The sequence below is a fragment of the Ruegeria sp. HKCCD8929 genome, assembly GCF_013031405.1.
GTDB lineage: Bacteria > Pseudomonadota > Alphaproteobacteria > Rhodobacterales > Rhodobacteraceae > Ruegeria.
In genome coordinates this window covers 313,187-327,047 of record NZ_WPZY01000001.1, presented here as the reverse complement: position 1 = coordinate 327,047, position 13,861 = coordinate 313,187, and the positions used below count along the sequence as shown (strand labels likewise).

Here is a 13,861-nt window from a genome sequence, read left to right as displayed (position 1 = left end):
TCGCTAAGTATGATGGTATACCATCAGACCATATGTCAATCCCGACTTGCCCGAACGCGGGTGCACTGATATCCCCGGGATCATGACCACACCGCCGCTGACAAAAATCGAACAACCCCCTGCGACCTTGCGCGATCTAGTGCAGGACCGGATGCGCGAAGCGATCATCGAGGGGCATTTCAAACCCGGTGAGCGGCTGGTGGAGCGCCCCCTTTGCGAGCAGCTCGGCGTCAGCCGCACCGTCATCCGCGAGACCATCCGCTATCTCGAAGCCGAAGGGCTGGTCGAAATCCTGCCGGGCCATGGCCCCATCGTGGCGCGGATGAACTGGGACGACGCGCGGCAGATCTATGACGTCCGCCGGATGCTCGAGACCTCGGCAGCAATGACCTGTGCCGAACGAATGACGCCGGACCTGGCCAAACGTCTGCAAAAGGCTTTGGGCGAACTAATGCGGGGTTTCACCCGCAAGAACCCCGGCGCCCTCTTCAAGGCCACCGCCGGGTTTTATGGCACGATGTTCGAGGGTGCAGGCCACGCCGTCGCCTGGGAAATCGTGCAGCGGCTGAACGGGCGGATCAGCCGATTGCGGATGATGACTCTGTCCTCGCCGGACCGCGATCAACCGGGCCCGGACCACATGAAGGCGATCTGCAAGGCCATCACCTCGGGCGACCCCGAGGCCGCGCGTACAGCCGTGAACCGCCACCTCGACGATGCCACCACCGTGGCCGAGCGCCTGCTGGCCGAAGAGACGCAGACCGAGTAGGTCCGCCTATCCGCCGGTCAAGTTAGGGATCGAAAAAAGCTGCCCAAAACCCTCGATCCGGTCCGCAATGCCCGCGCGGCGCAGGCAACTCCAGACTTGCGCCTGATTGCTGGTGATCACCGGTTTGCCTGCAGCCCGCTCGATTTCTTCAACCACATCCAACGCGCGGATACCGCTGCAGGACAGAAAGATGGCGCCGGCCCCGGGCCGGTCGATCTCAAGCGCGAATTGTTTCCAATAGGCGGGCGTGACGCGCCCGAATTCCAGACCAGTGGTCAGGTTCAGGCCCTGAATGTCCAGAACATCGAACCCTTTTTGCGCCAGAAAATCGGCCTCAGCGGTGTTGATTTCGTCCAGATACGGCGTGCCCACCACGATCCGTTTGGCCCCAACCGCGCGCAACGCATCCACCACGCCGGTCACCAAACACATCGGCTGCGCCCAGGGCGCACCCTTGCGGATTTCCGCAAAAACCCGCTCCTCACCGTTCACGATGGATCCGCTGGTGCAGCTGTAACTGATCACGTCTGGCCGCGCATCGGGCTGCAGCCGGGACGCGGCCTCGGCCATGTGATCGAGATGGCGCCTGAGTGTTTCGGTGGTCGTGTAATCCTCAGTCTTGAGCCGGGTGATGTGCACGCCTACGCCCTTGGGCACCATTGCAAACGCGTCATCTTCGAACGCCAGATCGGTGGACATCAGGATGAAGCCCAGGCTGGCCCGGTGATGCCTGCCACCATCCATCTCGGGCGTCCGCGCGCGCGAGATGATGGGTGAACGGCTTAGCTTCGGTTGCTCATGCATCGGCGGTCTCTGCTATGATCTCCTTGAAAATCTTAGGGTCTGTGACCCCCTCAGAGCCGATCAACAAAACCCGTGACCCAGCATCCAGCCCAAGCGCCCGTGACAGCGCCCCGTTCTGTCGTGCGGCGATCAAAGCGGCCAAGCCCGCCACGCCACTTTCGCCTGCCTCTACAACCGGATCGCCAAAATGGGCGCGCGCAAGCAGCCGCATCGCTGGGGCCACAGTATCATCCGGGATGGTCACGAAATCCGAGGTCTCTTCGGCCAATATTTCCCACGCCATCCCGGACGGCTCACCGCAGGACAGGCCAGCCATCACCGTTTCTTGCTCGATCTGCACCGCTTTTGGCGCACCCGCCCGCGCGCTTTCGAAAAGGCAGGCGGCCAGTTCGGGCTCGACAACGATAACGCGGGGAGCCTTTTCGCCCCAATACTGCCGCAGCAGCGCCGCGACCGAGGCGGCAAGGCCACCAACACCGCCCTGCAGCAATACGTGGGTGGGCGCCTCTCGCAACGCCTCGCAGGCCTCGCGCGTCATCACACCATAGCCCGCCATCACATCGCGCGGCGGCTCGGAATAGCCGGGCCACGAGGTGTCAGAGACCACAAACCAACCGTTAGCATCGGCCTCATCGCGGGCCAGCGCCACCGAGGCGTCGTAGTCGCCGTCGATACGGATCACCTCGGCGCCAAGCCCATGCATCGCCGCCGCACGACCTTCGCTGACCTCGGCATGAATGTAGATCCGGCAAGGCGCGCCGAATCGCTGACAGCCCCAGGCGAGCGAGCGCCCATGGTTGCCGTCTGTTGCCGAGACCAGCGTGATCGCCGCGCAGACGTTACGGTACCTGCCCGCCCGGATATCCGCCAAGGTCACATCCTCGCTGATCTTCTGGGCCAGTTCCCGCTGCAACACCCGCAGCGCGGCATATGCGCCGCCAAGCGCCTTGAAGCTGCCCAGCCCAAAGCGCGGCCCTTCGTGTTTGTAATGGATAGCTCCCACCCCGATCTCCTGCGCCAGCGCGGAAAGGGACACAAGCGGCGTCGGGGTATAGCCCTCCCACGCGGTGATTTCGTCCCACGCGCGAGAAAAGCCCTCTTCCGACAGCACGCGGAAAGCGGCATCGCCCGTCGCGCGCGTTGCAGCCACGTGGCCCAGCCGGGCCGACTTGAAAGCGTTTATCATGGGTCAGTCTTTCTGGGTTGTGGGCAGCCGGTCACGGACCAGTTCCACCCAAAAATGCGCGCCAATCGACAGCAGCGCATCATTAAAGTCATAATCGTTCGAGTGCAGGGGCTGGCCATTCGGCCCCTCCTCGCCATTGCCCAACAACAGAAAACAGCCAGGAACCGCCACTGTGAACTGCGCGAAATCTTCGGAAAAGCTCATCGGGTTACGATCCGCCAAAGTTTCAAACCCCATGCCGCGAGCCACCCGCGCCACTGCCTCGGTCGGCCCTTTCGCATTGAGAGTTTCAACAAAGCCGGTGTTGAATTCCACTTCCACCGTTACGTCATGCGCCGTGGCAACCCCTTGGGCGATCTGCCGCATGAACCCAGCAATGGCTTCGCGGTCCTCCGGCGACCGCGCCCGCACATCGCCTTTGAGCACCGCCTGCCCCGGCAGCACGTTGCGCTGACCGTCGGTCACGAACTCGGTCACCGAGACCACTGCGCCCGAGCCGGGTGCCAGCTTGCGGGAGACGATAGTTTGCAGCGCGTGCACCATCTCGGCCCCTACGGTGATGGCGTCCACGCCGACCTGCGGCATCGAGGCATGGCCCCCCTGCCCCTGAATGGAAATCTCGAACAGGCTCTCGCTGCTGCAAATCAGCCCCTTGCGGGTAGAAACCTGCCCAACCGGCGCGCCGGGCAGGTTGTGGATCGCGTAGACCTCTTCGACCGGAAACCGCTCCAACACCCCTTCCGCGATCATCGCCTTGGCACCGGACCCATGTTCTTCATCGGGCTGGAACAGGAAAACCACTGTGCCGTCAAAGCCCGGGTCATCAACCAACAGTTCCGCGGCCCCCAGCAGCATCGCCATATGCCCGTCATGGCCGCAGGCGTGCATGACGCCCTCGTTCCGCGACACGTAGTCGTGGCGGCTTTGCTCGGTGATCGGAAGCGCATCCATGTCGGCGCGCAGCCCGATGGCGCGATTGCCAGACCCGGCGCGCAGGATACCGACGACACCCACGCCCTCGTGCACCTCAAGCCCCAGATCCTTCAAATACCCGGCGACATAGGCGCGGGTCCGGTCCTCCTGAAGCCCCAGTTCCGGATGCTGGTGCAGATGCTGCCTGACGCTCGTCAAACGCGCATGAAAGCCTGTCATAGGTTGCCCTCCATTCCCTTGAGCATAAACAGCCGGACAAGAGGGTTGGCGTCGTTTTTCACTCCTTGAATACGAAATCTGTTGCGATTTGCCGAATTCCCGATTTTTTTCAGATCATGGATGACAAGGATCTCGCCATACTCCGCCTGGTTCAGACCGATGCGCGTCTGACCGCCGAAGCGATCAGTCAGGATGTCGGGTTATCGGCGCCTGCGGTTCAGAAGCGGCTGAAGCGCCTGCGTGAAAGCGGGGTGATCGAGCGTGAGATCGCGGTTCTGTCTCCCGCCAAGCTGGGGCGCGAGATGACCGTGATCGTCGAGGTCATTCTGGAACGGGAAAGCCGGGCCCATCTGGACGCCTTCAAGCGCAAGATGCGGGACGCCCCGGCAGTGCAGCAATGCTACTACACTACCGGCGAGGCGGATTTCATTCTGATCCTGTCCATGCGGGACATTCAGGAATACGAGGCCTTCACGCAGGCCTATTTCTTTGACGAATCCAATATCAGCCGCTTTAAGACCTCGATCGTCATGGACCGGGTCAAGGTATCGCTGGATACGCTGTGATCATCCGCGGAACGCCTTGGTGAAATAGTCGGTCAGCGGTTTGGTCAGGTAGGAAAGCGGTGTGCGTTCGTCGGTCTTGATAAGAGCCTCGACCGGCATGCCGGGCAGAAGGACCTGATCGCCCAATCGGGCCACCTGATCCTCGCCAGGCAAAAGCTCGGCCCGGTAGAAACTGATCCCGGTGGCATCGTCGGTAAAGACGTCCGCCGAGATATTGATCACCTGCCCGGCAATCTCAGGCGTCTCGCGTTGGTCAAAGGCCGGGAATCGCAGGGTCGCGGGCTGGCCGACATAGAGTTGATCCACATGGATCGCCTCGACACGCGCCGCGATCAGTAGCGGTGTGTCGCGGGGCACGACATACATCATCGGCTGCGCCGGCTCGACGACTGATTGCAGGGCAAAGATCTGGCTGCCGTAGATCACGCCGGTCACCGGGGCACGTATGTCGAGGCGCATCAGGCGCTCGCGCAGGGTCAGGCGACGCTCGGCCAGTTCGATCTCGCGGAATTGCAGGTCGCGCAGGGTAGTGATCGCCTCTTCACGCCGCGCGCTACCGAGACGCAGGATCTCAATCTCGGTGGCTGCAATCTGCCCTTTCAGACGGGCCGTGTCGGCCTCAAGCCGCCCGATATCGCCCTTGAGCCCAGCCTCTTCGCGCTGCAATGCGGTCACGCGGCTTGCCTGAGCCAGCCCCTTTTCCAGCAGCGATTGCTGGTCCGTCAGTTCCTCAGCGATCAGCATCGCCTGCTCGCGCAACGCCTGCAACTGAGCCTCGGTTCCGTCGATCTGGCTGCCGGTCTGGGCGATCTGTTCGCGCAATTGCTCGGTCTCGCGGGCCAACGTGTCGTTACGGGCGATGAACAAACGGTTTTGGCCTTCGAACAGCGCCGCTACCTCCGCGCTTTCGCGCATCATGTCGGCCAGTTCTTCGGTCGGCGTCAGTTCTTCAGCCCCGTCGCGCTCGGCCTCAAGCCGCACCTTGCGCGCGAGCAACTCGTTCAACTGCCCCTCGACGATCGCCAGTTCTGACGCAATAAATGTGTCGTCGAGGCGCACCAACAACTCACCTGCTTCGACCGTGTCACCGTCCCGCACATAGATCTCGCCGACGACACCGCCTTCGGGGTGCTGCACCACCTGCCGGTTGCTCTGCACTTCGATCACGCCGGATGAGATGATTGCCCCCGCCAACCGGGTGCGCACGCTCCAAAAGCCCAGCCCGCCGATCAGAATACCCAACGCCAAAAGGCCGACAAGGGCCGGAATCGTGATGCGCCACGCAGCGCGGTTGGAATCTGGTGTCTGCCCGGTCATGTGCCACCTGCCGTTCCGATGCTGCGGCGGATCGCGCTTGCATTCTGCACCATGGCGCTCAGCACTTCTTCACGGGGGCCGAATTTGGCGACCTGACCCTTTTCAATCACCATCAACTGATCGCATTCCGAGATCGCAGTGGGCCTGTGGGTCATGATCAGCACCGATTTACCTTGCGTCTTGAACTCTCGCACCGCGGCATTCAACGCCTCGCTGCCTTCGGCATCCAGCGCCGAGTTGGGCTCGTCCAGAATCAGCAGCACCGGATCGCCATAAAGCGCCCGGGCCAAAGCGACCCGCTGCTTCTGCCCGCCTGAGAGCTGGCTTTCATTCCCCTCAAGCACGGTGTCATAGCCATCCTGCAATCCAAGGATCAACTCATGCGCATTGGCCTTTTTGGCCGCTGCAATTACCGCCTCGGGGTCGGGCTGCAGAGACAAGCGCGCGATGTTCTCGGCCACCGTTCCGTTGAACAGGGTCACCTGCTGCGGCAGGTACCCGATGTGGCGGCCCAGATCGTCGCTCCCGTATTGGTCCAGCGTAGCTCCGTCCAGACGGATCTCCCCGGCCGCCGGAGGCCAGAGTCCCAGCAGCGCCTTGGCGAGCGTGGTTTTGCCAGATCCGCTCTTGCCGATCACGCCAATGGCCTCGCCCGGGGCCATGCGAAAGCTGACATTGCGCAGCGTTGGCCCTTTTGCGCCCGGCGGGACGACCGTCAGACCCTTGGCCTCAAACGCGGCCTTGGGAACCGGCAGCGCAGTCCGTGCCTCTTCGGGCGGGATCGCATCGAGAAAGCGGTTCAGCGACGTCCAGGCGCCGCGGGCGCGCTGGATCATCGGCCATTGTCCGATGGATTGCTCGATGGGCGCCAATGCGCGACCCAACAGGATCGAACCCGCGATCATGGCCCCCGCGGTCATCTCGTTGCGCAGCACGTAATAAGCCCCCACGGCCAACATCGCCGATTGCAGGAACAGCCGCAGCGATTTTGTCATCGCGGTAAAGCTGCCGGTCCAGTCGCTGGCCGAGATACTCTGCACCAAAGCGGCCTGCCGTTGCCTCAGCCAACGGGCCGAGACGTCGCCGCCCATGCCCTGGGCGCGGATGACCTCGGACGCCTGACGCGCCTGTTCCGAGAACGCTCCGGCCTTTGCCGCCGACTTCTGCGCCTGCTCAACCTTCTTGCGGGTCAACGCCTGATTGGTGAGCGCCACCACGACCAGAATGACGCCCCCGGCAGTCGCCAACCAGCCGAGCATGGGGTGAAAGATAAAGATTCCGGCCAGAAACAGCGGGGTCCATGGAATATCCATCACCGCCAACAGAACCGGTGAGGCGCATAGTGTCTGAATCGACTGCAAGTCCTGAAGCGCCATGGCCGGTGCCGAACGTGCCGCCGGATGCAAGGCCTGCCGCAAGGTGGCATCAAACACCCTCTCATCCAGTTGCGACTGAAACCGGGCGCCAAAGCGCGCAACGATCCGGCCGCGGGCATAGTCCAGTATCCCCATCAGCCCGTAAAGCAAGGCCACAAGTATCGACAACGCGGCCAGCGTCTCTTCGGAGCGCGAGCCCAGCACCCGGTCATAGACCTGCAACATGAAAAGCGGGCCGGTCAGCATCAGCAGGTTCACGAAGATGCTGAACAGAAACGCCAGACCCAGATATCCAACACCACGATTGCGCGCGGCCTGCAATTCGTGCCGGGGTTTCAGATCTTGCGCGGCGGGTTTTCTCATTCGTCGTGATCCGGCTGCTCATTCAACACAAGGTTTATGCAGGCTGCAATTCCGGACGTCCAGCGCGGGGCGGCGGAATTCGGCGCGTCTGGCCCGGTCGTACGCGGATTAGAGCATCCTTGACCAACGGCAAGCCGCTTGTTCGGGTTTGCAAAGCTATGTAGGTTTTTCGAATGACCTTCCAAATCCTGATAGACAGCGATGACGTTGTGGCTCTGTCACGTCTGGCCACTTGCATACGTGAAAAGGGGTTTCAGGTTCGTGAAGCCGAAGGGTCGAAACATCGGGAGGACATCATTGGTTCGGAATCCGCCGCATCGATCATTGTGGAAATGGATTCTGGCTGGAGAAACAACGTGGTCGCGGACCAGCCCGGGCAAGAGGGTGGTGACACCGGCACTTTTTTGATGACCATGCGCAAAGACCGTCCAGATGAGGTCGCGAAACTTTGCGTCGGAGGCGATCAAGATACCGAGGCCATTGAAAAGGACGACTTGCCGACCCGCGTACAGGCGCTTTTGTATCAGATTTCCGGTGGCGGTTCCGAGACGCCAAGCGGCGGCGGCATGAACACAATTGGTAGCTGGCACTTTGACCGCATTGGAAGCAGGCTAGTTTCAGCCGAACAGGTTTCAAGCCTGACAGCGCAAGAGCTTAAAGTGCTGTCGATATTAGTTGACCATCCGAACCAGACGCTGAGTCCGGCAAAGATGGCCGCGTTGATGGGGCGAACCCCAGGCCAGGCCAATGATCGTAGGATCAACCTGGTTGTCGAACACTTGCGACAGAAGCTGGAACTGGACCAAGCCAATCCCAAGTGGATTGTGTCCGAAGCCAGCAAGGGCCATCGCTTGGTCACCTCAACCCAGTCTTAGTTTCTGGCCAAAACTTGCCCGGGACCCCGATTTGCCCTACCAATTTTTCCGATTGGATGCATATTGGATCAACCAAAACGGCATAAACACACCTAAAGAACAGGGAGAGACGTGTTGAACATTCTTGTCCTTCAACATGCCGAGGTGGAACATCCCGGCATCTTCCGTGAATTCCTCGCTGAGGATGGACATACTTGGGACGCGGTGGAATTGGACAAAGGCGAAGCCCTGCCTCCGCTGGGCGGGTATGACGCGCTATGGGTAATGGGCGGCCCGATGGATGTTTGGCAGGAAGATGCGCATCCCTGGCTGGCTGACGAAAAAGCATACATCCGGGATGCTGTCGAAGGCCGTGGACTGCCGTTTCTGGGCCTGTGCTTGGGTCATCAGTTGCTGGCCGAAGCGCTTGGAGGCAAAGTCGGCGCCTCTGGCACCCCCGAAATCGGCGTAATGGATGTGCAGCTGACGGAGGCGGGCGCTACCGGCGTCTTCTTTGATGGATTGCCCGAGCTGTTTCCCTGCCTGCAATGGCACTCTGCCGAAGTCACTCAGATGCCTGCCGGTGCGCAATGTCTGGCGACGTCTCCGGCTTGTGCGGTTCAGGCGGTGAAATGGGGAACACGCGCATACTCGGTTCAGTTTCACGTCGAAACAGAGCCGGAAACGGTGACAAACTGGGCCGCAATCCCCGAATATAGCGCCGCCCTTGAAAAAGCGATGGGTGAGGATGCCGTGTCCCGGTTAGACAACGACGTGAGCGACCAGCTTGACCGGTTCCGCAGCATGGCAGAACGGATCTATATAAACTGGCTGCAATGCGCCGCTCAGGCCTGAGACCGCTTAACCAAGTATTCGCTCCACCGCTTCGATGACATCAGCAACAACAGCCGTTGGAACCGGTTTGAACCGGGTCTCGTCGCCCTGCCGGTATTTTCCGGTCCGCACCAGATGCGCGGCGGTGATCCCGGCCTTGAGAGCCCCGGCAATGTCGGCCTCGGCGTCATCCCCGATCATGGCGCAGTCCGACAGCACGCAGCCCATGCTGCGCGCAGCCAGTTCAAAGAACTGCAGAGCAGGTTTACCAAGAACCACCGGTTTGCTGCCGCTTGCATATTCCAACGCGTGCACAAACGCCCCCGCGTCAATGCTCAGTTCCCCGTTCCTGTCGCGGAATGTCCGGTTCATTGCCAAGGCCAACAGCGGCGCACCAGCACAAATCTCACGAAACGCTGCATTCAGACGGTCATAGGTGAAGAATTCTCCGGCGTCACCGACAACGACCGCGGGGTTCCGACCCTCCACACAACCCGCAAAATCTTCGTCCAGATCAGGATGGATCAGCAAATGTGGGCTCAGCTCATGCCGCGAAAGATACGCGACTGCCGCGCCCGCCGGGGTAAACAACTCCGTCTCGTCGAACTCGAAACCAAGTTGGGACAACTCGTCCAGAAGCCGTTGGCGTGGGCGGCTGGTGGTGTTGGTGACTAGGCGCATGGGTATGCCCGCGCGCCGAAGCTCTTCAATGGCAGACACCGCGCCATGGATCGCCTTGCCCTGATCCGTGAGGACCCCGGCGATATCCACCAAAACGCCGCGTATCGCCATCTCGCTCACATCCCGTCAGGTCTCGGCCGCCCGTGTCAGCGACAAGCGGGCCGTCTCCAGATGTTCCTTCATCAGGTTTGCCGCGCGCTCAGGCTCCCTCAGGCGGATCGCGTTTAGCACCTGCCTGTGCTGCGCATTGTACTTCTTGATGATGGCACCATCCAATGTCAGGTGGCGCATCCTGGTCCACTCGTCCAGGGAACGCACCGTGTTGATCTGGTCGATAATCCAGATCAACAGCGTATTGCGGGTCGTCGCGGCAAGCGCCTTGTGAAACGCCGTATCGGCTTCGGCAAAGGCCACGGGATCGTCCACAGCCTCCTCCATGCGGTCGCACAGGCCCTCCAACAGATCGAAGTCCTGACGGCTGCCATGCAGCACGCATAGACGGCAAATATGCGGCTCGAGCGCGAATCGCGCGTCGATCAGTTCCAGCGGATTTGTGTCCTCAAGTGGTGCAACATTGGTCTCTTTTTCCCGAAATGTGATGTAGGTACCGCTGCCGGCCCGTGTGTTTACGTACCCTTCCACCTCAAGCTGGGCCAACGCCTCACGCAGGGTATTTCGGGCCACGCCATACTCGTCCGCCATTTGCCGTGACGCCGGCAATCTGTCGTGTAACCTGAAAGTTCCCTTGGAAATTTCACGACGCAGCAACGCAGCGATATCAGCGGAACCCAGTTTTCTGCCAGTCATTTCCCACTCCCGTCAGATGATCCAAAACTAAACCAAATATAAAATTGATGCAAGATATTGATCAATTGGTTCAGAAATAGGTTGATTTTTGGTTCTGTCCCTGCATGATTTTGATCCAACAGATCATCCACGGCCTTGCACAATGGTGAACCCCACATGGCATTCCCACAACACGTTGATTTTCTGATCATCGGAGCCGGTATACACGGCATCTCAACGGCATGGAAACTTGCAGAGCGTCTTGAAGAGCGCGGTGAAGCGGTCGAAGGCCGCATCGCGATCCTGGACAAAAGCGGGATTGCGGCTGGCGCGTCGGGTATTGCTTGTGGCGTGGTGCGCAACAACTATTTCCAACCTGCTATGCGTCGTTTGATGGCTCATTCGGTCGATGTCTGGGAAAGCGACCCTGAGGGTCTTTCCTATCACCCGGTCGGCTACATGCAAATCAGTTGCGAGGCCATGCGTGAAGATATCGCCCAAATCTTCAGCGAACAGCGCGAGATCGGCTATGAAAGCGTGTTCATCGAAGGCCAGAATGCATCGACCAAATACATGCGCGGCATATTCGGGGACTGGCAGGCCCAAAACATCACCAGCGTCCTGCACGAAAAACGCGGCGGCTTCTCGAACCAGACCAAAACCATGTACGCGATGGCCGACAAGGTTGAGAAGCTGGGCGTGCGGATCCTGACAGGCGTGACGGTCAAGGAACTGATCAGCGAGAACGGTTCAAGCGCGATCAGCGCTGTCCAAACGGACAAGGGCCGTATCGGTTGCGAGCAGTTGATTATCGGTGCGGGGCCCTGGGTCCGCGACTTCTGGGACATGCTGGGGCTGCCCGGGCAGATCACCGTCAAGGATCTGAACGGCGATGTGCACGAGGGCGTGGACATGTGGCGGTACTGGCAGCTGGAAGAAGGTGTGCTGCAGATTGATCCCGAGCTGGGCAAGGCCGATGACGGCTCGCTGCCGCCAGTGATCCACGTCGATACGGACGCACCACTGCACTCAACCGTTGACGGGTCTCTGATCACCGACGAGATGTGGGGGATCTACTACAAGCCCGACTGGCATTTTGGCGGGATTCAGGGCGGCGCATCGCCCTACAAGGTGGATACGCCAGTCAATGAGGTGCAGATTGACCCCTACGGCCCGTCCAGCCCGGAATTCGTGGCCTCGGACGAGTTCGCCCATATGTGGGTCTCGGCCCTGGCGCATTGCCAGAAAAGATATGAGGGCACGATGCCCAAATACCATCGCGAGGCCAGCGGCGGCATCGGGTGTTTTACTGCGGACAGCTTCCCGGTGTTCGACCGATTCCACGACAACGCAACGGTCATCGCCGACTCGAACCACGGATGGAAGATGATCGGCGTGGGGCATCTAATTGCAGACGAAGTACTGGGCGAACCCCAGAAGCTGTTGGAACCCTTCCGTTTTGACAGGTTCGAAAAGGGCGAACTGCACCCGGTGTCCAACAGCCCCTATCCATGGAGTTGACAGGCACCGAGATACCTGCCCCGCAAGACAAAAAAGGCGCACAAAACGCCTGAATGTGACCAGCAAGGGAGAAGATGAATGGCCGAGACGGATCTAGAGCGATTTGTGGAGACACCCGGGCGCAACGAAAAGATCAAACAGGTTCGCGCCATGATCGACGAGATGGGGATCGAATACCTGTATCTTCAGTTCGTATCGGTCACCGGCAAGATCATGGGAAAAGGCATCCCCTCCGATCACTGGGAATCCGTTGCCAAGAAAGGATTTCAGTTGGTTTACGGCGCCACCGTGAATCTGTTCACGGACCGGGCCGGAAACTACCTGGGCTACGGCCCCGAGGCAGCCGAGCTTGTCGGCATCCCCGAGCCTGAGACTTTCATGCAGCTGCCTTGGGCCCCTACCATCGGGCGCTTTTTCTGCACGCTGTTCCGCAACCGCGAGGAAAAGATCGACCCCGGCGGCTATCTGACCTCGGACTGCCGCGGCAACCTGCGCCGCCTGCACGAAGAGTTCACCAAGAAGCACGGCACCAAGCTGCGGATCGGGACCGAGCCCGAGATGATGTGGCTCAAGTTCGACGAGAACGGCAAGCCGCGCGACGGGTTTTCCAAACCCTATTGCTATCATATCGACCAGTTCGAAAGCCTGCGGCCCGTCTCCATGCAGGTTATCCGCTATTCCCGGAAGATGGGTCTCGACATGATCCAAGGCGATCACGAAGATGCGCCAGGCCAGCTTGAGTTGAACTGGATGTTCGACGACGTGCTGCGCAATGCGGACCGGCTGACCACCTATCGCCAGATCTGCGCGCAAGTGGCGCGCGAGCATGGGATTTTCGCCTGCTTCATGACCAAACCCTTCATGGGCGTCTCCGCCTCGGGGTGCCACCACAACATGAGCTTGTGGCATGGCGGCGAAGATGAATTTGTTCGAACCGGCAACGACCCTGACAACTTGCCCGGGATGCGCGAGAATTACATGTACGTGAAGGGCGGTGAGAACACGTTCATGCCTGACACGGACGACCCGCAAATGCCCGGCAAGGAAGGGCTGAAGGCCATCGGCGGCGTGGTTACCCATCTGCAAGCGCTGACCGCGATCGGCTGTTCCACTGTGAACTCCTATCGCCGTCTTTGGGATACGGGGTTCTGGGCGCCGGTTTTCAGCGACTGGGGTTTCCAGAATCGCACGACCGGCCTGCGGGTCTCGGCACCGGGACGGTTCGAATACCGGTCGGTGGACTCGATGGTGAACCCGTACCTGATGGGCTCGACCTTGCTGGCCGCGATGGATGACGGGTTGGAAAACAACCTCGATCCGGGCGAGCCCGAGGAACGCAACATCTATGACGCGATGGCCCAGGGCAAGAAGGTCAAGAAACTGCCCATGAGTCTGGGCGAAGCGCTCGACCATCTGGCCGCCAGTGACGTCGTCAAGCGCGGCATGCCGGGCGAGATGTACCGGCTTTTCGAAGAATACAAGCGTGACGAGTTCGCCCGCTTCATGTCCACGGTGACCGAGTGGGACAACGAAACCTACATGGAGTGCCTGCCCTAAGCGGCAGGACGCGGCGGGCAGGTGACGGCCCGCCTCACTCCGGATCTGCACGGTGGTCGCGGCCCTGCCCGCCATCCGTTTCAACCAAAGGAGGC

At 60.5% G+C, this 13,861-nt stretch carries 13 protein-coding genes; 6 read left to right on the top strand and 7 right to left on the bottom strand.

The features are described from left to right. The first annotated feature begins 82 nt into the window (after positions 1 to 82). Complete coding sequence (locus GOX53_RS01505) at positions 83 to 769, top strand: GntR family transcriptional regulator (RefSeq protein ID WP_171173212.1); 687 nt, start codon at positions 83 to 85, stop codon at positions 767 to 769. Positions 770 to 775: 6 nt separating this feature from the next. Here GOX53_RS01505 and GOX53_RS01500 read toward each other — a convergent pair whose 3' ends face one another. The 3 genes from GOX53_RS01500 to GOX53_RS01490 are packed head-to-tail and all read right to left on the bottom strand — an operon-like array spanning position 776 to position 3,911. Next, entirely contained in the window at positions 776 to 1,573 is a 798-nt protein-coding gene (locus GOX53_RS01500; RefSeq protein ID WP_171173211.1) for an aspartate/glutamate racemase family protein, read from the bottom strand. Beyond that, a complete protein-coding gene (locus tag GOX53_RS01495) occupies positions 1,566 to 2,759 on the bottom strand; it encodes a diaminopropionate ammonia-lyase (protein WP_171173210.1) in 1,194 nt (397 codons plus the stop codon). The genes GOX53_RS01500 and GOX53_RS01495 overlap by 8 nt, the downstream gene beginning before the upstream one ends. A gap of 3 nt (positions 2,760 to 2,762) precedes the next feature. Then, complete coding sequence (locus tag GOX53_RS01490) at positions 2,763 to 3,911, bottom strand: amidohydrolase (protein WP_171173209.1); 1,149 nt, start codon at positions 3,909 to 3,911, stop codon at positions 2,763 to 2,765. Positions 3,912 to 4,027: 116 nt separating this feature from the next. Here GOX53_RS01490 and GOX53_RS01485 point away from each other — a divergent pair, with 116 nt between their 5' ends. Then, entirely contained in the window at positions 4,028 to 4,477 is a 450-nt protein-coding gene (locus GOX53_RS01485) for an Lrp/AsnC family transcriptional regulator (RefSeq protein ID WP_171173208.1), read from the top strand. On the opposite strand, the gene GOX53_RS01480 is transcribed toward GOX53_RS01485, so the two are convergent. Further along, complete coding sequence (locus GOX53_RS01480) at positions 4,478 to 5,794, bottom strand: HlyD family type I secretion periplasmic adaptor subunit (RefSeq protein WP_171173207.1); 1,317 nt, start codon at positions 5,792 to 5,794, stop codon at positions 4,478 to 4,480. Further along, positions 5,791 to 7,533: a type I secretion system permease/ATPase gene (locus GOX53_RS01475; RefSeq protein ID WP_171173206.1), complete on the bottom strand. Its 1,743-nt coding sequence runs from the start codon at positions 7,531 to 7,533 to the stop codon at positions 5,791 to 5,793. The genes GOX53_RS01480 and GOX53_RS01475 overlap by 4 nt, the downstream gene beginning before the upstream one ends. A 173-nt stretch (positions 7,534 to 7,706) precedes the next feature. Between GOX53_RS01475 and GOX53_RS01470 the strand changes: the two genes are divergently transcribed. Beyond that, a complete protein-coding gene (locus GOX53_RS01470) occupies positions 7,707 to 8,408 on the top strand; it encodes a winged helix-turn-helix domain-containing protein (RefSeq protein WP_171173205.1) in 702 nt (233 codons plus the stop codon). Between the two features lie 111 nt (positions 8,409 to 8,519). Beyond that, complete coding sequence (locus GOX53_RS01465; protein WP_371810234.1) at positions 8,520 to 9,242, top strand: type 1 glutamine amidotransferase; 723 nt, start codon at positions 8,520 to 8,522, stop codon at positions 9,240 to 9,242. A gap of 6 nt (positions 9,243 to 9,248) precedes the next feature. Here the strand turns inward: GOX53_RS01465 and GOX53_RS01460 are convergent, their stop codons facing one another. Both GOX53_RS01460 and GOX53_RS01455 read right to left on the bottom strand, forming a co-directional pair. Beyond that, a complete protein-coding gene (locus GOX53_RS01460) occupies positions 9,249 to 10,013 on the bottom strand; it encodes a TIGR01458 family HAD-type hydrolase (RefSeq protein ID WP_171173203.1) in 765 nt (254 codons plus the stop codon). A gap of 15 nt (positions 10,014 to 10,028) precedes the next feature. Next, positions 10,029 to 10,709 carry a FadR/GntR family transcriptional regulator gene (locus GOX53_RS01455; RefSeq protein WP_171173202.1) on the bottom strand — a complete coding sequence of 227 codons (681 nt, stop codon included), beginning with the start codon at positions 10,707 to 10,709 and terminating at the stop codon, positions 10,029 to 10,031. Between the two features lie 156 nt (positions 10,710 to 10,865). Between GOX53_RS01455 and GOX53_RS01450 the strand changes: the two genes are divergently transcribed. Next, the gene (locus tag GOX53_RS01450) at positions 10,866 to 12,209 is read left to right on the top strand and encodes an FAD-binding oxidoreductase (RefSeq protein WP_171173201.1); all 1,344 of its coding nucleotides are present in this window, start codon (positions 10,866 to 10,868) and stop codon (positions 12,207 to 12,209) included. Between the two features lie 78 nt (positions 12,210 to 12,287). Then, positions 12,288 to 13,766 carry a glutamine synthetase family protein gene (locus tag GOX53_RS01445; protein ID WP_171173200.1) on the top strand — a complete coding sequence of 493 codons (1,479 nt, stop codon included), beginning with the start codon at positions 12,288 to 12,290 and terminating at the stop codon, positions 13,764 to 13,766. Positions 13,767 to 13,861 lie beyond the last annotated feature (95 nt).

Coding starts and splice junctions, on each gene's coding strand:
- GOX53_RS01490 (WP_171173209.1), bottom strand. CDS start 3,911: ATGACAGGCTTTCATGCGCGTTTGACGAGCGTCAGGCAGCATCTGCAC.
- GOX53_RS01480 (WP_171173207.1), bottom strand. CDS start 5,794: ATGACCGGGCAGACACCAGATTCCAACCGCGCTGCGTGGCGCATCACG.
- GOX53_RS01500 (WP_171173211.1), bottom strand. CDS start 1,573: ATGCATGAGCAACCGAAGCTAAGCCGTTCACCCATCATCTCGCGCGCG.
- GOX53_RS01495 (WP_171173210.1), bottom strand. CDS start 2,759: ATGATAAACGCTTTCAAGTCGGCCCGGCTGGGCCACGTGGCTGCAACG.
- GOX53_RS01470 (WP_171173205.1), top strand. CDS start 7,707: ATGACCTTCCAAATCCTGATAGACAGCGATGACGTTGTGGCTCTGTCA.
- GOX53_RS01475 (WP_171173206.1), bottom strand. CDS start 7,533: ATGAGAAAACCCGCCGCGCAAGATCTGAAACCCCGGCACGAATTGCAG.
- GOX53_RS01505 (WP_171173212.1), top strand. CDS start 83: ATGACCACACCGCCGCTGACAAAAATCGAACAACCCCCTGCGACCTTG.
- GOX53_RS01460 (WP_171173203.1), bottom strand. CDS start 10,013: ATGGCGATACGCGGCGTTTTGGTGGATATCGCCGGGGTCCTCACGGAT.
- GOX53_RS01445 (WP_171173200.1), top strand. CDS start 12,288: ATGGCCGAGACGGATCTAGAGCGATTTGTGGAGACACCCGGGCGCAAC.
- GOX53_RS01455 (WP_171173202.1), bottom strand. CDS start 10,709: ATGACTGGCAGAAAACTGGGTTCCGCTGATATCGCTGCGTTGCTGCGT.
- GOX53_RS01485 (WP_171173208.1), top strand. CDS start 4,028: ATGGATGACAAGGATCTCGCCATACTCCGCCTGGTTCAGACCGATGCG.
- GOX53_RS01450 (WP_171173201.1), top strand. CDS start 10,866: ATGGCATTCCCACAACACGTTGATTTTCTGATCATCGGAGCCGGTATA.